Below are 19,532 nucleotides of genomic sequence, written 5' to 3' on the forward strand. Positions count from 1 at the left end.
ACTGTTTATCGTTTGGTATTCGTATGCTGAGTGCGATTCCCCTTAGGGCGTGTTTTCTTGCGATGAGCTTATTAGGCCTGATGCCTAATCTTGTTTTTGCGGCGCCTGACAAGTTGAAATTGGTGACCGAAGCTTGGCCTCCCATGAGTTACGAGCAAAATGGTGTGCCGCAAGGTTTTGCGGTGGACTTAGTCAATACCTTGCAATCAAGACTGGGTCAGAGTGAAAAAATCGATGTGTTACCTTGGGCTCGGGCGTATTCGATTGCTAATACCTCTGCGAACGTTTTACTTTTTGCTACGTCAATTAATGATGAACGAGCTGAGCAGTTTGATTTTATCGGTCCTATTGCGACCAGCAAAATTGCATTGTACGCAAGGGCGGCAGATCCTATCGCTCTCGATCAACTTGCTGAACTTCAATCGACAGATATTGTGGGGGTTTATCGGGAATCGGCGGGTGCGCAGTTGCTACAACAAGCGGGCGTGGATAATTTGCTGGTGGCGAGTTTTCCACAGCAATCGGCGAAACAGTTGCTGTTTTCTCGAATTCGTTTTTGGTGCCAAGCGGATCTTGCGGTAAAGCAGATACTCGAAGAGGTTGGCGCGAGTGAGACAGATATCCGCCAAGTGTTTGTGGTATCGGAGATTAATCTCTATTTAGCTTTTTCTAAAGGGACGTCGGCGGAAACCGTTATCAGTTGGCAAACAGAGCTTGAGAAAATGAAAGACTCGGGTGAATTTAGTCGTCTGTATCAGACATGGTTTGGCACTTTGCCACCGCCATTACAACATCAAGTGTTTTGGCATAAGGCCGTTTAATTCTCTCTTAAAGCCTCATTATTGGCTGATTTCACACAATTTCTGCCCGCATTTTTAGCCTCATAAAGAGCATTGTCGGCCCGCTTTAGCAAGGTGGCAAAATCTTTATCTTGATATGCATCTTCCGTATTATTTTGTGGTTCTAAAGTGGCGACACCAGCGCTAACGGTTAATTTGAGTTCTGCTGGTAAATTCTGTGCGCTAAGGCGGCTAATATGGTTCTGCAATTGATGCGCCAGCGCTAACGCACCTGTGGCGTCAGTGTTAGGCAATAGGATTAAAAACTCTTCACCACCGATGCGGCCAACGAGGTCTTTATTACCTGATAAGGCTCGGCCTGCATTTGCAATGGTCATAAGGGCGCGATCGCCTAATTCATGGCCGAAGTTATCGTTGATTTTTTTGAAGTGATCCGCATCAAAAATAATCACTGAAAAAGGGCTTTGATGTTTTAAGGCTTGCTGAAAATATTTCGCGGCTTGGGCATAAATATGCCGACGATTAGGGAGTTTGGTAAGATAATCCGTGAGGGCAATAACTTGCAGTTGGCGATTTCTATGTACTTGTTTATAAGCGAATATAGACACTATCGTCAGGATAAAGCCCGCTAGTAATAGGATAATATGTTGCAGTGATTTGTTCTTTTCAAGTAGCGCGAGCTCTTGTTCTTTAAGGTTTTGGTTTTCAATCAAGCGTTGATTTTCAGATTCAATCCGACTGGTATCAAACTTGACCTTTAATTCTGTCGTATGATGGGAGAGAGAATTGCCATCGACTTTTTTTGTTAGGGTAACAAATTCTTGCAGCGCTCCGTAGGCGGCAGATAAATCATTCATAGCCACATATATGTTACTTTTAAGCTGCAGCAGTTGAGTGAGTCCCCGATTATTCTGCAGAGTGCGAAAGGCTTTTTCCCCTTGCTCAAGTTCGGTAAGCGCCTCTTTATAGCGAGCTTGTTGAAACTTTATCTCGGCCATAAAAAGCTTCATGAAGCTGTAATCTGTCAGATCTTTTTCATTAATAACAGTATCGGCTTCGATTAAATACTTTTCGGCTTCGTTTAGACGATTGAGTTTGATTAAGCTGTAGGCAATATTCGTTGCCATAGTTGCTGCCACTTTTTCCTGCTGATGTTCCTTGAAGTATTGATAACTTACTAAGAAATTATCTACGGCCTGTTGATGTTCACCGAGTTCATCTAAGGCAAGGCCAATGTCCGAGTTGACATACATTGCCTGTTCTTGGTTATTGTTTTTTAGATAGAGAGCTTTGAGTTTGGTGTAATAGCGGATTGCACTTTGGGGATCGCCATAACGTCTAAAACTGGTAGCAACATCGGCAAGGTTAATGTTAGCCCAACCGCTTAAATTGAGTGATTCATAGAGATCTTGTGCAGTGACGAGATCGTCTAATGCCGCAGAAAAATCGCCAATATAAGAGTAAAGTGCGCCGCGAATGCTGCGCGAGTCGGCGATTAGCTTAAGGTCTTCATGCTCATAGGCACGTTTAACACTGAGATTATAGCCTTCCATCGCGCCATCCATATCACCACTTAATTGCAGAAACCAAGAGCGGCAGAGCGTGAGGTCGGTAATGAAATGGGGGGAGGCGGTTGGCTGAATATTGCTCAGTGCTTGGTTAGTATTTTTAAGTGCCAGTGCAATAGCGGTGTCGTTTTCTGTATTCTGATCCCAGCATTTAAGCAGTTGCAGCTTTTCATGACGGGTGACATCGTCAGTCGAAATTAGTTTGCTTAATAACACTAGATTGCTTTCGATTTCTTCACGGGTCATAGGGACGCCGCTTTCAAATCTTGCAAATATTTTATCAACCTGAGTCTTTTCTTCTGCCATAGCGTTGCTGAGCGGCAGTAGAAGCAGCAATAAGGAGAATGATAAATACCTAAGTTGATGTAGCAAAAAAGATTCCTGTTCGAATTAAAATCAATAGCTAATTATTAGCTTAGCATAACTTGTTTGTTCATTTTTAATATAGATGTATAGCAATTTTGCATTCGGTTAATGATCAAGGTATAAACTCCGCCTTGGTTATTATCCCACAAAGGAATCACCCTTGAAGAAATTACTCTGTGCTGCATTATTCATGATGAGTGGCACTAGTTGGGCAGGCTCAGATTTAGAAACCTCTGGCGATGTATTGCATTTATTATTACCCGCTACTGCGATGGGCGCGACCTTGTTTTATGAAGAGGGTTATGATGGTAGTTGGCAGTTAATTCAGGCGGCAGTGTCGAGTCGGTTAATTGTTGAAGGTCTTAAGTATGGTGTGAGTAAAGACAGGCCAGACGATAGTGGCGATGATTCGTTTCCATCGGGTCATACCTCAGACAGCTTTATGGCGGCGACGTTTATTCAGCAGCGCTATGGTTGGCAATATGGTTTACCTGCCTATGTTGCCGCATCTTATGTGGGCTACACCCGAGTGGCGAGCGACCAGCATTACCTCGAGGATGTGTTAGCTGGCGCGGCGATTGGCGCGCTGGCGGGTTGGTATTTTACTCAACCCTATGAGGGGATTACAGTTACGCCGATTGCGGGTAACGGCGTTTATGGTTTATATGTGAGTGGCCAGTTTTAAGTCTATTTTTGGGATGCGAATCGAGATTTTTATGAGCGAATTATCAGCTGTTTACCGCGAAACTGCCGAGCAGATTTCTTACAATGTTGCGAATAAAGTGTTACCAATGGCTAAATTACCGGGTGACTTATTAGCAGCGTACCAAGGTTTGTGTGCCGAACTGTTGGAAGACAGGGAGGGTAAATTTAGCCAAGCTTGGACATCTTTACCTGCCAGTGCGCGTAATCTAATCGAACAAGCCGCATTCCACGGTTTCTATATCGCGAATGCTTGGTTGCAATTGAGTCGTGTCGCCCAAGAAATTTCTGAGCAAGCCGATACCGATAGTGCAATCCAAGAGCAAGAATATAACGGTATTTTTACGCGCTTAGCCGATGAATCGCTCAAAGAAAGCCTACGTAAGTTGAAGAAAGCGCGTACCGATCGTGCTTTGCTCAATAGCTTTAAACAGGTGATGGCGCCTTAGTTTTTATTGAAATCAGCACAGAGTCAGAAAATTAAAAAGCCCGTTACTGCAAAGTAACGGGCTTTTTGCTGGCTAGCACAAACGCTCAACTAAGCTGCTTTACTGCGACTTGGGTCGCGGCAACGCTATGCTTAGAACGAAGTGCGTTTGTAGCGGCGATATTCTGGACTCCAGAAATTGCCTTCAATCGACTGCTGTAAGATCTCATCGCTCATTGGCAGCGTTAACCCTTGTTCAACTGCGACTTTACCTACGGCGAAAGCAATATGCTTACTCACCGCATGGATATCTTCCAGTTTAGGCAGTAGAGGACCTGTACCATCGATTGCCAGTGGCGAACATTCGGCAAGTGCGCGACTTGAAGCCATCAGCATGGCATCGGATACATGACGTGCACCCGAAGCTAATACGCCTAAGCCAATACCTGGGAAGATAAAGCTGTTGTTGCACTGGGCAATTTCATAGGTTTCACCATCGACAACCACAGGCTCGAATGGGCTGCCCGTAGCGACGAGTGCTTGACCTGAGGTCCAATGCAAAATGTCCTTCGGTGTCGCTTCTACGCGGCTGGTGGGGTTCGACATAGGGAAAATAATCGGGCGAGCACAATGGCTGTGCATAGCACGGATGATTTCTTCGGTGAAGAGACCCGGAACGCCAGATACCCCAATCAGCACTGTCGGCTTGGCGTTGTTAACCACATCGAGCAGTGAAATATTGTCGCTGAAATTGCTCCAATTTTGGATGTTGGTGCATTTCTGCGCCAATTTTTGCTGGAATGGCAACAGGTTAGGCATGTTGTCGAGCAATAAGCCCCAACGGTCAACCATACACACTTGAGTGCGAGCTTGCTCGTCGCTGATCCCTTCAGACACCATTTGTGCCACGATAGCTTCGGCAATACCGCAACCGGCACTACCAGCACCGAGGAAGGCGATACGTTGTTGATTCAATTCAGTGCCCGCAGCCTTACACGCGGCGAGCAAGCAACCAACGGCAACCGCAGCAGTACCTTGAATATCATCGTTAAAGCAGCAATAGCGATCCTTATAACGCTCTAGGATCGGCATGGCATTCTTTTGGGCAAAGTCTTCGAACTGGATCAAAGTATCCGGCCAACGCACGTGGACGGCTTGCATAAAGGCTTCGATAAACTCGGCATATTCTTCGCCACCGATGCGCGGATGGCGCCAACCCATATACATAGGATCTTCTAACAACTGCGGATTATCTGTGCCTACGTCTAAGGTAATAGGCAGGGTATAAGCTGGACTGATACCGCCACAGCTAGTGTAGAGTGACAGCTTACCGATAGGGATCCCCATGCCGCCAATACCTTGATCGCCAAGGCCTAAAATACGTTCACCATCAGTGACTACGATAATTTTAACTTTTTGACGAGTCGAGTTATTGAGGATGTCATCGATCCTATCTTTGTTCGGATAGGAGATAAACAAACCACGGTTGCGGCGATAGTTTTTCGAGAAACGTTCACAAGCTAAACCTACCGTCGGCGTATAGATGATGGGCATCATCTCGCTGATGTTATTTTGCACTAAACGATAAAATAAGGTCTCGTTTGTGTCTTGGATATTACGTAGGTAAATATGCTTGTCTAAGTCGTTATTGAAACTTCTAAATTGATCGTAGGCGCGAGAAGCCTGCTCCTCAATCGTTTCAATGGCATAGGGGACTAAGCCTTCGAGGTTAAAGAAAATACGCTCTTCTTCAGAAAATGCACTGCCCTTGTTAATCAGTGGGGCTTCAAGAATGGCAGGTCCTGCAAACGGAAGATAGAGGGGGCGTTTATTATCGTCCATGGGTAACCTTTTGAGTTATTGTTTAAGTGGTCAATACGTGCTGTAAGTCACGTAAGGTTATCATGAAATGTGATCTTTGTTGTCCGTGGAACGAGGTATTTGTGGTTTTTTTTGCAGCAGTAAAAAAGTCAGCTGTTTTAAACAGGATTTCTGAGGTTGTTGAGATGGAATTGTTAAGGTCTTGTTTATATCCAAACAAGCTCAGGTGTAGATAAAAACGGATATAAAAAAACGCAGCCTAAGCTGCGTTTTATGTCATAAGTTTAGCGTTATACGCCGCGATACTTAAGTGATAAGCCGCGGATAAAGTTACGCAGTATTTGATCGCCACACTCTTTAAAATTCTTGTGGTCTGGATTGCGGAACAGGGCACTTAGCTCTGATTTTGACATTTGCACTTCGGCTAAAGCCAAAGCTGCTACTATGTCTTCTTCACGCATTTCGAGGGCAACTCTCAGCTTTTTAAAGATGAGGTTGTTGTTTAAACGTGAAACGGGCGCTGGAATTTCTGCACCTTCACGTAGACCGCGCTTCTCTATGATAAGACCATCTAAAAACTGACATAAGGTCGTGTCGTTACAAGCTTTATAACCTTCTTCCTCTTCTTTACGTAGAAGATCAATCATCTCTTCGACAGACACTTCTCTTCCAGCTTTAGCAAAAATTTTAATCATTTTTGCATTGCTAAAATCAAACACGAAGCGCAAACGGCGCAAAATATCATTATTAATCATGGTCATCTCTTGGCGCGGCTGCGCTGTCTGGTTTAAGAGCCCGCATTATATACCCAAACCACCTTAATTGCAGAATTCAGCAGGAATTTAATGGCAGTTAGTTAAGGCCATTTATTGCTCCTGCATAAACATTCTGGCAATTAACCTTTAATGATGTTGTACCAATAGATAAACAGTGCCGCGAAAATCAGTAGATAACTTAGGCCAAACCAAGAGAGTAGCTTCATCTTAGTGTCGTATCTATCGGCTTCGGGGAGCTGTTTGCTGGTCATTAAGCGGTAGTTTAACCAAGCAAAAATGACTGTGGTCATAAAGGCCAAGATCATCACAAACTCAAGCAGCGGTAACAGTGCGCCTTTAAAGAAGAGGATTAGCAATAAACCAAAGGCACTGATGGCGAGCATGATCCCAGTGAGGCGTTTGTCTGAACCGGCCTTTGAGGTGAGTAACTGCCAGCCCATATCTAAAGTGCGGCTGTAGCCATCGATAACAGTTACAGTGGTGCTGAAAATACACAGAAATGCCACAATACCAATAAGATAACGACTTTCTCCGCCCATCACTTGGCTATAAAGGTTGATTAATTGATTAGCAAACTGCGCGCCGGAATCTGAAAAGTGTTCGCCACTGCCATGCATCACTAAAGCGCCCAAGGACAAAAACACGATCGCGAGGATCGCAGTGATGATATAGCCTAAGTTAAAGTCGAGCAGCGCCTGCGCTTTCGTCACTGTCTGGCTTTTTTGTTTTTCGAGCAACCAGAGAGAATTCCAAGCGCTGACTTCAATCGGGGCTGGCATCCAACCCATCATGGCGACCAGAAATCCCACATGGGCCCATTGCCAAGGTGAAGGAGAGGCAAAATTGCTCGCTAATGGTTGAGCATGATCCCAAGCCAAGGCCACGGCAATTAAGGTGGTTAAGGTTAGGGCGAACATGATGATCTTAGTGAGTCTATCAAGCAGTTGATAATGGCCTAAAATCAGTAAAGCCAAAGAACTCAGCAATACCAGCAGGGCTAACCAATCGATGGGCAGCGGAATAAATTGGGTCAACATAGCGGCGGTTAACATGCACACCCCTGCTGTACTGGCAATGGCGGCGATCACATTGAGCCCAGTAAACAGCAGTAAGTAACCTCGGCCCTGTTTTTGGTAGCCGTGCAGTAGACTCTCCCCTGTGGCAGCTGTGTAGCGTGCGCCAGCTGCAAAGAAGGGATACTTAAGTAAATTCACCCCAAGAATAACCCAAGCCAGTTGCCAACCAAATTCGGCGCCCGCCCGAGTCGAGGCGACTAAATGGGATGCGCCAATCGCCGCTGCGGCCATAAGAACACCTGGGCCCATGGCTTTAATGCCGAGAGTTAGGTGTGTCATCCAAGAGGATGAAGGAGAAGTTACTGAAGATTCTGTCATGTCGTTATTAAAAATGCCTGTTGAAAATTAATCTGGGGAATCGAACACTCCCTCATGCTAAGGCTGCGCTCATGTTAAAGCCGAGCTAACGCTAAGTGAGTGGCTCAACATTAAAGGTAAAGTGATTGAACTAAAAGTCGTTTTATTCAATTTATTTGTTTAATTTTTGGCTGAGTAAAGTTTCAATGCGTTTTAAGCTTGCAGCCATTTCGGCTACGATTTGTAACAGCGTATTATCTGGCTGTGCCGATGGGATTGTTGGGCGCAAGGGTTGGGTAAGCCGTTCTTTTTGTTCTAATACGCGGGTTCTAAATTGAGGCGCATCGACTATGCCGACTAAGCTTATCAATGCGCCTGCGCCCGATTGCCCTGCGGTTTCTACCGTGAGTTTATGCAGACCAAATAGGCGCATAATTGGGCCTTGGATCAATGCCATATCGGTAATTTTGTCCAAAGGCACTGTGTTTTCAGTACGAGTTAATATGCCCCTCCTGACAATAAGTTTATTGCTGGTGAGCTGCGCACTCATGTTGTTAATATAGCGGCGAGTCCCCCACAGCCCTATTGGAAACCAAAGTAATAACAAGGGAATACCTATTATGCTTAGGCTGAAATAGGCGGCCCCTGAAAGCAACCAATACCAACCTAAATGGGGTTCAAACTCTGCTTGATAAATAATCTTGTCTTCCATATTTCTTCCTTTAATTCTGATATTCAAATACTGCGACTTGTCTTGTAGGTTGAATCTTTAGTGCCTAGACCTTCTTTGATTCTCGTATGAGGAAAATACACTGCCTCAAATGTAACAAAAGTTTAACTTTTTATATCTCTGCCATTGACTTTGGTTTGTAACTCATTACCTTGTTTATTGTTAATTTAGGGTTTTCTTATTGTTAAAATAATTTTAATGAGATAAATAAAACAAGGGAAATGTATGAACAGACCTCAGATTCTACCCAGTGCTTGTGCAATCGCAATTGCTATGGCATGTGCGCCAACAGTGGCCCATGCTGCCGATAAAGGTGCAGAAAAAGTTGAACGTATTGAAGTAACGGGTTCCCGTATTAAACGTACCGATATTGAAGGCCCTTCCCCTATTCAATCGATCAGTAAAGACGATATTGCCAATATGGGATTTGATAACCTGCAGCAATTACTTGAACGCATGCCTGCCAATGGTGCTGGCGCGTTTTCTACCCGAGGTAACAGCCAAGATTCAACCGCCAACGGCGGCGCATCTATCAGTCTACGTGGTTTAGGCCCAGACGCGACCTTAGTGTTAATTAACGGTCGTCGTGTTGCGGCGAGTGCTTTTGCCGAAGGTATCACTAATTCCTTTGTTGATATCAATAATATTCCGGTATCAGCTATTGAACGTATTGACATACTGAAGGATGGTGCATCGGCTATTTATGGTTCTGATGCGATCGCGGGTGTGGTTAACATTGTTCTGAAAAAAGACATTGAAGGCATTGAGGTCAATCTTGGTTACGGTGATGCTTCAGGCACTGGCTACGATGAAACTACAGCGAATATGGTGTGGGGGATGAAGTCCGATAAGGGCAGTGCTTCCGTCATCCTCGACTATTTCAAAAATGATACTTTAGCTGCGACTGATTTAGGACGTTTTGGTGTTTCAAATCAATCACCTTATGGTGGTGAAGATTTTCGTTCTTCCCGTGGCTTTCCTGGGTATTTCTATGTTGATGGTGTTAAAACTATCGACCCTGCTTGTCCTGCTGATAGTGCAACCGCGAGTGGAAGTTGTTTATTTGAGTACGGCTCATACAATTTTGTTGCGCCGGCTGCGGAGCGCGTAGGGGCTATTGGCCAATTTGACTATCATTTTAATGATGATTTAACAGCATTTTTAGAGTTAGCGGCGCAGCACAATACCTCGATCGCAGGTGGAGCACCGACACCACTTGACGAGGATGCTGGTTTAACTGTACCTGGATCTCACCCGAATAATCCTTGGGGGAAAGATATTGAAATTGGTCGCTTCCGTACGGTTGATGCAGGGGCGCGACGTTGGGATATTGAATCCGATAGTTTACGTTTAGTTGCTGGTTTACGCGGTGTAGTAAAAGAGTGGGATTGGGAAGCTTCTGTTCAAAAAGGTCGCAGTGAGTCGACTCAAACGGGTGATCGCAGCCAAGGCTGGGTAAGAACAGATTATTTGCAACGTGAAATTGATGCGGGTCGTTACAATCCTTTCGGCGGTACGATGAACTCACAAGAGGTCATTGACGCTATTACCACCAGTTTAGTACGCCAAGGTTTGTCAAACATGACATCTTATGCGGCTAACATATCTGGTCAAGCATTTACCTTGGCTGGTCGCGACATCATGATGGCGGCGGGAGCTGAATATCGCGAAGAAGATGTCAGTGATGTGCCCGATGAGCAATTCCAACGTGGATTGATTTTTGGTACTGAAGCTGTCTCTGCGGCGGCATCCCGTGAGCAATATGCCGCTTATATGGAATTATCTATTCCAGTCACGGATAACTTCGAGTTGCAACTCGCTGGTCGATATGATCATTACAGCGATTTTGGTTCAACGACTAACCCTAAAGTCGCCTTTCAATGGGGAGTGACTGACGAGCTAACGGCGCGCGCGTCTTGGTCTACGGGCTTCCGTGCACCCTCGTTAGCGCAGATAGGTCTTGGTCCATCTCGCGAAAGTAGTTTCTTTGTCGATACTTACCGTTGCGCTGCCGATAATGTTGATTGTGAAGCCTTAGATTACAACACTGAATTTGAAGGTAACTCTGAGCTGGATGCTGAAGAATCCGAAACTTGGAACGTCGGTATGATCTGGGCGCCGAGTCAGACGTTTGATGTGGGTTTTGATATCTTTAGCATCACGCAAGACAACAAAATTGATAAACAGCCATTAGGCGATATCTATACTGCAAATTGTAACGATCAAAATAGCACAGTGTGCGAGCGCTTAGCGCCACAGCTAGGTCAAACTTTAGGTCCGATCAGTATTATCCATTCAAGCTTTATCAACTTAAGCTCTCAAGATGTACAAGGGATGGATGTCTCTAGTCATTATGGTTTTGAGCTAGATAGCTATGGGGATTTGAAGTTTGGCTTAGAGTACAGCTACTTACATAATTTTGAGAAAGATGGTCTGGATTACACGGGTGAGTATAAGTTCCCTCAACATCGCTGGTTACTCACCACTAACTGGACTATGGATAATTTTGCCGCCAATATTAATTTGAGTTACATCGGTGAATTTGAAGATACCCCAGATATCAATTTCGATGGTGTACTTGATTTTGAAAGTAATAAGTCTCGTATGATCGACTCTCAATTATTGGTCGACATGTCTGGTACTTATCGCTTCAATGAAATGTTCAAGCTGACACTAGGCGTGAACAACGTATTTGATGAAGAGCCACCATTTGCTATCGGTGACGGGGATACGGATCTCTACGGCTATGTTATTTCAGTACATAATCCTATGGGCCGCTACATTTACACTAAATTCACGATGAACTTCTAACTACCGCTTAGCGTCATTTCATTCGGAATGGTGCGTCATTTATGATGGGTGGTGTGATCTCTAATAAAAAAGGCCAATAATGATATTGGCCTTTATTTTTATAGGGTTAAACTTGTGACGGTTGAGTTTATAACTGCGTCGCTGCCCACTTTGCGCGACTTTCGCGGCTTTCACTCATTTTGGTCGGTTCACGGAAGGCTTTGTAGGCCTCCACGTCGAGGGCCACTAGGCTGACGTCGACTTCTAGGACCAGTTTGCACTCTTTCTTGATGCGCCAAGCGGCCGTGTTGTACAGCTCAGTAAAAGGCAGTGAACTTAAGAATTCGGGGTTGTATTGTGTGTAAACCGCTTGAGTGGGGTAGACCACGAAGGCTAAGTGACGCTTAGGTTCTTTCTTAAATAGTTCTTCGATACCATCGCAGGTGTTGAGCACTTGCATCTCAATGATGTCATCAATATCAAGCAGTTTCTTTTGTGCCAGCTCAGGTGCCAGTTGTTCACCGCTTTCCCAGGCGAGTACATCGGCTTCGCTATGGTTAGTCAGAGCACCAACTTGAGCCGTGCTTAAGCTGAGTGACTGGCGTAAGTAGCTCATTTCGATGGCATTCAAGCCAATGTTCTTAGACATAATCGTGTTCTCAATGCAATAAAAGTAAAATTAGTATTTGATCTTTAACCAGATTTCTTCAACCCATTCCCAAAACGACTCCCAATAGATATCGGTAAAGTCGCCGTTTTTCCAGAAATGTACTTGACCATCTTGGTCGATACAGTAAAAAGCATCACCTTGCTGACATATGGCAATCATGTCCCTTGGCATACCGATGGACCACGCATAGCAAGTCACTTCGGGCAGGTAGGTGTGCGAGTAGGGATCCGATGCTGTTACTGGCTCTATCGTGCCGTAAATCACATCACTGGCATACAACAGGTATTCTTTTAGCTCCCTTGGCAATGAAATCAGGATTTGCTCTTCGACTTCGACGAGCTGCTCAAATGTGGGTAATTCGAGTGGTACAGGAACAGTTTCGCTGCGTTCTTGGAGTTGCTCAATAATGTCGTGCATGGCATTTCCTGCTGATAGGGCTATGGCGCGGGATTATATACTTAAAAAGACGTTCGATGCGAGAGAGTGCATTTTTCAGCTTATTTTTAATATGTTTTTTCAGGCACTGTAAAATATAAAAAAAGGCGCTGGCACCTTTACAGATAGCCAGCGCAAGAGTGGAAGCTTTTTAGTTAAGCGACCGAGGCTCTTAATAAACTGGCTTCATCAACCCGTTTATAGTTAAGCCATGCCTTGTGGTACAACTTATGTGATTCTTGACGTAATTGGGCAATCTGCGCGAGTTCAAACTCACTTAGTGAACGTTGTTGTTTACGAGCATTGGCCTCAATCCTTTGTACTTTTTCATATACCTTGTGTTCAGGACCATTTTTGATATCAGCGATATCCTGTAGGTGTAACTGCACTTCAGCAATCATGCCTGATTGGGGTAAGCGTACCAGTAGATTGAGATCGCGATAGCCAGAGGCTTTAGGTTCAGCAAAGCGGTTTTTTTGTTTCACAACTTGGGTGTGCTCATTCAAAGTTTGGTAGGCATGCATCAGATCTTGAATGCTGTCGGTCACAATACTTGCCCTTGCAAGGTCGGTAATTTGGCTGGCATCACCGTTAAATTTTGTCGCCACTTTATCGGCAGCTCTTTGGTAACTCTTTACTGGCGGAACAATCACTTGTGCCTGTGAATAATGGGCAATATTGGTGAGTAATTGGGCGAGTTCAGCTTGTGCATCATAGGCTTGGTGATGGAGCACGGATAAGTCATTCGAGGGTTGATGAGGCGCATCGAAGGTCTGACTGCTGAGTGCATATAGACCATGTAGGTCATGGCTTGATGCCTGTCTTGCACTGTAATTACCACGTTCTGCTTTACTGTCACTGATGTCGAGAGGATTTGTTACACCAGCGCGGCTCGATAATAAGAGTAGAAAAATAAAAAAAGTACGAAATAACTTAGTCATGCGGCCTACTTCCTTATGGGTGAGTTATTCAGGTCACGCACCCACCATAGGCTTCTATTGCTTAATTAAAGCTGAACCAACCATGAAGACTTGTTCATCTTGCGCATGGGGCTCAGTGGTTTAAGGAAATAAAAATGGCGCCACCTTTAACAGTGAGCGCCATTGTTGGCCAGCTTATGCCGCTGAACAGTGATTTAAATTTGGCTTACCAAATTTTTACGCGTTTCTCTGGTGCGATATACATGGCATCGCCAGGTTTTACATCATATGTAGTGTAGAACTCAGGCATGTTAGATAGGGCACCCAGAGCGCGGAATTCCGCAGGTGAGTGTGGATCGGTCGCTACGCGGTTACGCATGGCTTCTTCTTTAGCTTTTGCGCGCCAAATTTGCGTGAAGCCTATGAAGAAACGTTGATCGCCCGTTAAGCCATCGATAACGGGTGCATCTTTACCGTTAAGCGATTTCTTATAAGCACGATAAGCGATAGTCACACCTGACAAGTCACCAATGTTCTCGCCTAAGGTTAAGCTGCCGTTGACATGCAGATCATCAAACACTGCGTAACCATCGTACTGTGCGATTAGCGCTTTGCCGCGAGCAGAGAACTCTTTCAAGTCTTGCTCTGTCCACCAATCACGCATGTTGCCTTCGCCATCGAATTTAGCGCCTTGGTCGTCAAAACCGTGGCCCATTTCATGGCCGATCACCGCACCAATACCACCGTAGTTGACTGCATCGTCAGCCGCCAAATTGAAGAAGGGTGGTTGCAGAATGGCAGCAGGGAACACGATTTCATTCATGGTTGGGTTGTAGTAAGCGTTAACCGTTTGTGGCGTCATGTGCCATTCGTCTTTATCGATTGGCGCGCCCAGTTTGGCTAGTGATTTAGCATGTTCAACTTCGCTGGCACGCATAGCGTTACCGACTAAGTCGTCTGCCTTGATGGTCAGCTTACTGTAATCTTCCCATTTGTTCGGGTAACCGATTTTCGGGTTGAATTTTGCTAATTTATCCGCCGCAGCCACTTTAGTGCTGTCGCTCATCCAAGTTAATTCTTTGATGCTGTCGCCGTAAGCACCACGCAGGTTTTCAACCAGTGCTTGCATACGGTCTTTGGCTTCTGGAGTGAAGTGACGTTTGACATACACTTTACCCACAACTTCACCAAGAACGCCATTGACGGCTGCAACGCCACGCTTCCAACGAGGTTCTTGTTCTTCTTGACCATTTAAGGTTTTAGAGAAGAAAGCGAAGTTTTCATTGTCTAACGCTTCACTTAGATTGCTCGCCGCGTGCGTCAGCACTTGCCATTGCATATAGGTTTTCCAAGTGGCTAACTCAGTCGTTTTTAAAACTTCGTTTAATCCTTGGATATAGCTAGGTTGGTTAACTATGATATCGGTTTGCTTGTCAGCGCCAAGAGCGGCTAAGTAGCCTGCCCAATCGATATCCGGTGCCAGTGTTGGCAGATCTTTGACTTGATATAGATTGTAGGTCTTAGTGCTGTCGCGGTTTTCAACCACATCCCAGTGCTTGGCAGCAATGGCCGTTTCTAAGGCTAAAATAGCTTCAGCACTGGCTTTAGGGTTAGCAAGACCCGCAAGGGTAAACATTTTTTCGATATGGGCGACATATGCCTTACGGATATTAACGAAGCGTTCTGATTCGTTAAAGTAGTAGTCTTTCTCTGGCAGGCTTAGGCCATATTGATAGAGATGCGTTGCGTAACGGCTAGAGTTTTTCGCATCGATATCGATATAAAATGCTATTGGGGTACCCGCGCCAGCGATTTGGCTGTGGGCGAAGTACTTCACTAATTCATTCTTATCTTTTAAGGCATTAATAGCATCAAATTCGCCTTGGATTGGTGTGACTCCCAGCTTATTGAGTGTCTCTGTATCCATAAATGAACGATATAAATCGGCCACTTTTTGCTCGTCTGTACCAGCGGCGAGATTGGGCGTTGCAGCCACTTCTTCGATAATGGCTTTTACGTCGTCACGTGATTTTTCACGTAAATCGTAGAAAGCGCCAATGCTAGTGCGATCGGATGGGATCTCAGTGTTTTTTAGCCAAGTGCCGTTAACGTATTTATAGAAATCGTCTTGTGGACGAATCGCTTTATCAAAATTAGCAAATTCAATTCCAGAACCTAGTGCTTGAGTCACTGCCGCTGCGGTGGCTGTTTTAGCAGTTTCAGGTGCTTTAACTTCGGCAGCTTTGTCATTACAGGCAGTCAGGCCTGCGATAAGTGAGGCACACAGTCCCCCAATGAGTACTTTTCTCATGTTGTTTCCTTCGAGTTTATTATTGTGCCCATTATTGGGGCTGTTATTTTGGCAAAATGGGATTGCTTCAGGCGCAATGAACTATGTTAATGCCTTACTAGGAATCGAAACAAGGTCATTACAGTGTTTATCGTGGATTTATCTTGAGTGATATGTAACTAAAGGTTACCAGTGAGCATATTTAAGTCAGTAGCTGCAAAGTTACCGTATGCAGGCCTTTTCAGGTAAGCGAGCACTTCGCTTTCTCATTTTAAAATAGGGTTAATTCAGTTGCCTAATTAGTTTTGCAGGGTTACCTGCAACCACTGTTTTGGCTGCGACATTTTTAGTTACTACGGCGCCAGCACCGATGACGGCATCATCACCAATATTGATTCCTGGCATTATGATTGCGCCGCCGCCAATCCATACCCGTTTACCGATGTGAATCGCTTTAGCGGTTTCCAAACCTGAGCAACGTAGCTCGGCATCAAGTGGGTGACTTGAGGTATAGAACTGTACATTGGGGCCAATCATAGTCTGTTCATCAATAAAAATGGGGGCATTATCCTGCAAGGTGACATTGACATTGATGAACACTCTGTCAGCAAGAGTAAGATTAATGCCATAACTGATAAAAATCGGCGTGGAGATAGTTGCGACTGGCGATTTAAGGGGTATAAGTTGTTGGCAGAGTTGGGCGTACTCAGTGCTATTTTGAGCAATCGTTTGATTTAATTGTCGATTCAGTCGCTGCTGTTGTGCTCTTAAACTTAAGAGTTCGCTGTCAAGACAATCATATTCTTGGCCTGTGATCATCTTTTGGAATTCAGTCATAGCATCTTTCCCTATGGTGATTACTGTCAATGCGTAAGGGCTAAATAGAAACACAGCTCGTGTTGAGCAGCAATTCTTTGCCCTTTGAACGGGTCGGCTTCATAATACGGCAGTTTTCTTTATTGAAGTTGAGTATTAACGTGCGTTTAGACAAATTTATCTGTGAGAGTACCTCATTGACTCGCTCATTAGCGAAAAAAGCCCTGCATCGCGGTGATATTACTTGTGATGGCTTAGTCGTTAAAGACTCGGGTTTTAAAGTGACTGAAGGTATGTGTGTTTGCCTTGAAGGCGAGCCGATTGTCTTAGTGGGCGAGCGTTATTTAATGCTTAACAAACCGGTAGACACTATTTGCTCGACGATAGATGAAACCTACCCTTCGGTATTGAGCTTAGTGGATGTACCTAAGCCAGAAACTCTGCACATTGCTGGTCGTTTAGATGCCGATACTACAGGGCTAGTGTTGATTACCAGTGATGGTCAATGGTCGCATAAGATCACCTCACCGAAGAAAGAATGTGGCAAACGCTATTTAGTGCAACTCGCTGAGCCTGTGGATGCTAGTTTGATTGCGGTATTTGCCGCTGGCGTTGAATTGCGCGGTGAAGATGGTCTAACTAAGCCAGCGTTACTGGAGATTATTGATCCACAATTAGTGCGATTAACCATCACCGAAGGTAAGTATCATCAAGTGAAGCGTATGTTTGCCGCTGTGGGCAATCATGTGCAAGGGTTGCATCGTGAAAGTGTAGGGCAAATTGAATTAGACCCCACCTTAGCACTGGGTGAATGGCGATATTTGACGGCTGAAGAGATAGCTTCAGTCTGATGAGTTTGATATAAAAAATGCCGCCCGAGTTTTACTTTGGCGGCATTTTTATTTGTGCTAAATAGCTTTTATTACTGTTTCTTTAAAATCAGATGACCGCTGATGGTATTCATCTTCACGTTGGCTGCACCAGAGCCTGTTTGGAATGATAACTCTGTGCTTGGTACATATTTTTGTTTTTGCGGTACATCTTGGGTTAAACCGTTGTTGATTTTTCCACCAGGACCACCATTTAAGTTGAAGCTTGCATCGGGAACATCATTAAAGATCACGGTAATATCGCCACTCACACTTTCTAAATTCGCTTTGTTGAAGTTTTTAGCGAGTGACACTTGTGAATCTCCGCTGACGGTTCTGAGCTCGATTTCCTTGGTGACACTAAAGTTAGCATTCACTTCACCTGAGACTTGTTCAATCGTGACTTTTTCTGCTTGAGTGTGGCTTTTTAAGTCACCGCTAACGAGGCGATAATTCATTTCTCCTTTACTGTCAGTGTCCTGAATCGTGCCGGATACGGTTTCTAATTTGATTTTTCCATCAAGTGCTTTGGTCGTGATATCACCAGAGACTGTATGTAACTCAGGTTTACCACTTAAGTTGTTGGCGTTGATATTGCCGCTTACCGTATTCAAATCCAGTTCACCTTGAGTTTCGGCAACTTGCAGATTGGCAGATATGGTATCTGCACTGAGTTTAACTGTTTTTGGGACTTTAATGGTGAGCTGTGATCCTTTGTCATTATTGCCATTATAGTGGCGAGGCATCTTGTCTTCGATATTGAGACTATTTCCCTGTTGCTCAAACACAAAGCCTTCGCTCAATTCATCTAATGTGCCAGTGACACTCACTTCGCTCTTATCCCATGTTTGAATGGTCACATCACCGCGTTGGACTTTGATCTGCAGTTGAGTGTCGCTGCTGACACTTAACTGTTTATCAACGCTTTGTGCTGCTAACACATTGCCCATTAAGCCTAAACAGAGTGTCGAAACCAATAGGCTAGCTTTAGTGAGATTGAGGTTACTCATAGGGTGTTTCCTTGTGTCGAGTTTCTAATGGGTAATTTTTGGCCCTGTTGTAATAGGTCGAGCTCACGCTGCTGCACCCAAAGCCAGAGTTGCCAAAGTTGTTTATCGGTTGGATTTGCTTGTAAAGCTTGGTAAATCTGTGTTGCCGCGAGCCTTAGCTCAGTTAAACCTTGCTCAACGGGTGCGCTGAAACTGCTCGTTTGCCACATTAGCGCATTTGGCGCCTGTTCTAGGTTGTCCACTTGCGCTTGGTGTGATGTTGCAATTTGGGTGAGTAATAAATGTAAGGCCACATCCTCTGGTTGCTCTGGCATAGCTTGGTTCTGGGCAAGCTCTGTCTGCTGCATTATGAATGAGTTGAAATAGGGCAATTGGGTATATCCCAATGCCGCTAGAATAATAAACGAAGCCGCTATCGCCCAAGCGTGACTCTTCTGGGATTTGTACGTTTGGGGTATCAGCGTTTTATCCATGCGTTTTTCAATGCCTTGCCACAGATCATGTGTAGGCGACATCTCTTTGGGCGCGCTATTAATCAATTGCTCAAGCTGTTGTTCACGGGAACGCGGCGTTAACGTCATTACAGCATCTCCTGTAGTAGTTGCTTAGCTCTATGGTATTGGGTCTTACTGGTGCCGACGGCAATGCCAAGTAAGTCAGCGATTTCATCATGTTGATAACCTTCGATTGCACAGAGTACGAAAACCATGCGAGCGCGTTCTGGCAGTTTGAAAATTAACTTATCTAATCCGCTATAGCTGCTATCAGAGCTTAAGGGTTCAGTTTCATGTTCCAGCGGAATAAATCGTGACCAAAAGGACTTTTGTTTACGAATGCTGCTCAATGCCTGATTGACACAAATACTGTGTAACCAAGTGGAAAACTGACTCTCACCTCGAAATTGTGGCAACTTCTGCCACACTAAAATAAAACACTCTTGGGTAATTTCTTCAGCCATAGCGCTATGGCCGCAAAGGCGCAGTGATAGGGCGTAAATACGTTTGTAATGGCTTTGATAAAGCAACTTGAAGGCAGTTCTGTCTCCTTGGCTCGCTAAGGTGACCAGTTCAAAGTCAGACATTGAGCCATTGAGTGGGAGGATCCCTGCTGTCACTGTAATTTCCTGCCATAATGATTGAGTGTTGTAGTTTTGACGCAGTGGGCGCTAC

The 19,532-nt window shown here is 44.8% G+C and carries 18 protein-coding genes; 5 read left to right on the plus strand and 13 right to left on the minus strand.

All coding sequences use genetic code 11. The annotated features are described in order from the left end of the window. The first annotated feature begins 23 nt into the window (after positions 1–23). Positions 24–821 carry a substrate-binding periplasmic protein gene (locus L5L94_RS04430; protein WP_173242870.1) on the plus strand — a complete coding sequence of 266 codons (798 nt, stop codon included), beginning with the start codon at positions 24–26 and terminating at the stop codon, positions 819–821. On the opposite strand, the gene L5L94_RS04435 is transcribed toward L5L94_RS04430, so the two are convergent. Next, positions 818–2,674 (minus strand): diguanylate cyclase, encoded by a 1,857-nt coding sequence (locus L5L94_RS04435; RefSeq protein WP_411569218.1) that lies wholly within the window; start codon positions 2,672–2,674, stop codon positions 818–820. The genes L5L94_RS04430 and L5L94_RS04435 overlap by 4 nt on opposite strands. Before the next feature lie 220 nt (positions 2,675–2,894). On the opposite strand from L5L94_RS04435, the gene L5L94_RS04440 reads away from it, so the two are divergent. Together L5L94_RS04440 and L5L94_RS04445 are read left to right on the plus strand one after the other, a co-directional pair. After that, the gene (locus tag L5L94_RS04440) at positions 2,895–3,419 is read left to right on the plus strand and encodes a phosphatase PAP2 family protein (protein ID WP_113939058.1); all 525 of its coding nucleotides are present in this window, start codon (positions 2,895–2,897) and stop codon (positions 3,417–3,419) included. A 31-nt stretch (positions 3,420–3,450) separates the two neighbouring features. Continuing rightward, positions 3,451–3,885: a DUF3069 domain-containing protein gene (locus L5L94_RS04445; RefSeq protein WP_263161490.1), complete on the plus strand. Its 435-nt coding sequence runs from the start codon at positions 3,451–3,453 to the stop codon at positions 3,883–3,885. A 131-nt stretch (positions 3,886–4,016) separates the two neighbouring features. Here L5L94_RS04445 and L5L94_RS04450 read toward each other — a convergent pair whose 3' ends face one another. From L5L94_RS04450 to L5L94_RS04465, 4 genes are all read right to left on the minus strand, one after another. After that, complete coding sequence (locus tag L5L94_RS04450; protein WP_105250164.1) at positions 4,017–5,705, minus strand: NAD-dependent malic enzyme; 1,689 nt, start codon at positions 5,703–5,705, stop codon at positions 4,017–4,019. 269 nt (positions 5,706–5,974) lie between these two features. Next, positions 5,975–6,439, minus strand: coding sequence for a DUF1456 family protein (locus L5L94_RS04455; RefSeq protein ID WP_263161494.1), 465 nt, complete (start codon positions 6,437–6,439; stop codon positions 5,975–5,977). Between the two features lie 140 nt (positions 6,440–6,579). Then, positions 6,580–7,854, minus strand: coding sequence for an Nramp family divalent metal transporter (locus L5L94_RS04460; RefSeq protein WP_263161497.1), 1,275 nt, complete (start codon positions 7,852–7,854; stop codon positions 6,580–6,582). 151 nt (positions 7,855–8,005) lie between these two features. Beyond that, the gene (locus tag L5L94_RS04465) at positions 8,006–8,545 is read right to left on the minus strand and encodes a PH domain-containing protein (protein ID WP_263161500.1); all 540 of its coding nucleotides are present in this window, start codon (positions 8,543–8,545) and stop codon (positions 8,006–8,008) included. Positions 8,546–8,788: 243 nt separating this feature from the next. Between L5L94_RS04465 and L5L94_RS04470 the strand changes: the two genes are divergently transcribed. Next, the gene (locus L5L94_RS04470; RefSeq protein ID WP_131523744.1) at positions 8,789–11,374 is read left to right on the plus strand and encodes a TonB-dependent receptor; all 2,586 of its coding nucleotides are present in this window, start codon (positions 8,789–8,791) and stop codon (positions 11,372–11,374) included. 127 nt (positions 11,375–11,501) lie between these two features. Here the strand turns inward: L5L94_RS04470 and L5L94_RS04475 are convergent, their stop codons facing one another. The 5 genes from L5L94_RS04475 to L5L94_RS04495 form a co-directional block, all read right to left on the minus strand. Beyond that, positions 11,502–12,002, minus strand: a complete 501-nt coding sequence (locus L5L94_RS04475; protein ID WP_173242879.1) for a DUF4447 family protein — start codon at positions 12,000–12,002, stop codon at positions 11,502–11,504. Positions 12,003–12,032: 30 nt separating this feature from the next. Continuing rightward, positions 12,033–12,440, minus strand: a complete 408-nt coding sequence (locus L5L94_RS04480; protein WP_113939053.1) for an SMI1/KNR4 family protein — start codon at positions 12,438–12,440, stop codon at positions 12,033–12,035. Positions 12,441–12,613: 173 nt separating this feature from the next. After that, a complete protein-coding gene (locus L5L94_RS04485) occupies positions 12,614–13,399 on the minus strand; it encodes a RelA/SpoT domain-containing protein (RefSeq protein WP_173242882.1) in 786 nt (261 codons plus the stop codon). 205 nt (positions 13,400–13,604) lie between these two features. After that, positions 13,605–15,689 (minus strand): M13 family metallopeptidase, encoded by a 2,085-nt coding sequence (locus L5L94_RS04490; RefSeq protein WP_168824750.1) that lies wholly within the window; start codon positions 15,687–15,689, stop codon positions 13,605–13,607. Positions 15,690–15,950: 261 nt separating this feature from the next. Continuing rightward, positions 15,951–16,505, minus strand: coding sequence for a sugar O-acetyltransferase (locus L5L94_RS04495; protein ID WP_173242885.1), 555 nt, complete (start codon positions 16,503–16,505; stop codon positions 15,951–15,953). Between the two features lie 77 nt (positions 16,506–16,582). Here L5L94_RS04495 and rsuA point away from each other — a divergent pair, with 77 nt between their 5' ends. Continuing rightward, positions 16,583–17,335 carry a 16S rRNA pseudouridine(516) synthase RsuA gene (gene rsuA / locus L5L94_RS04500; RefSeq protein WP_173248550.1) on the plus strand — a complete coding sequence of 251 codons (753 nt, stop codon included), beginning with the start codon at positions 16,583–16,585 and terminating at the stop codon, positions 17,333–17,335. 71 nt (positions 17,336–17,406) lie between these two features. Here the strand turns inward: rsuA and L5L94_RS04505 are convergent, their stop codons facing one another. The 3 genes from L5L94_RS04505 to L5L94_RS04515 are packed head-to-tail and all read right to left on the minus strand — an operon-like array spanning position 17,407 to position 19,477. Further along, positions 17,407–18,363 (minus strand): DUF4097 family beta strand repeat-containing protein, encoded by a 957-nt coding sequence (locus L5L94_RS04505; RefSeq protein WP_263161502.1) that lies wholly within the window; start codon positions 18,361–18,363, stop codon positions 17,407–17,409. Next, positions 18,360–18,944, minus strand: a complete 585-nt coding sequence (locus L5L94_RS04510; protein WP_263139594.1) for an anti-sigma factor — start codon at positions 18,942–18,944, stop codon at positions 18,360–18,362. The genes L5L94_RS04505 and L5L94_RS04510 overlap by 4 nt, the downstream gene beginning before the upstream one ends. Then, a complete protein-coding gene (locus tag L5L94_RS04515; protein WP_219253939.1) occupies positions 18,944–19,477 on the minus strand; it encodes an RNA polymerase sigma factor in 534 nt (177 codons plus the stop codon). The genes L5L94_RS04510 and L5L94_RS04515 overlap by 1 nt, the downstream gene beginning before the upstream one ends. Positions 19,478–19,532 lie beyond the last annotated feature (55 nt).

Source organism: Shewanella sp. SM21 (assembly GCF_025654335.1).
Lineage (GTDB): Bacteria > Pseudomonadota > Gammaproteobacteria > Enterobacterales > Shewanellaceae > Shewanella > Shewanella oncorhynchi.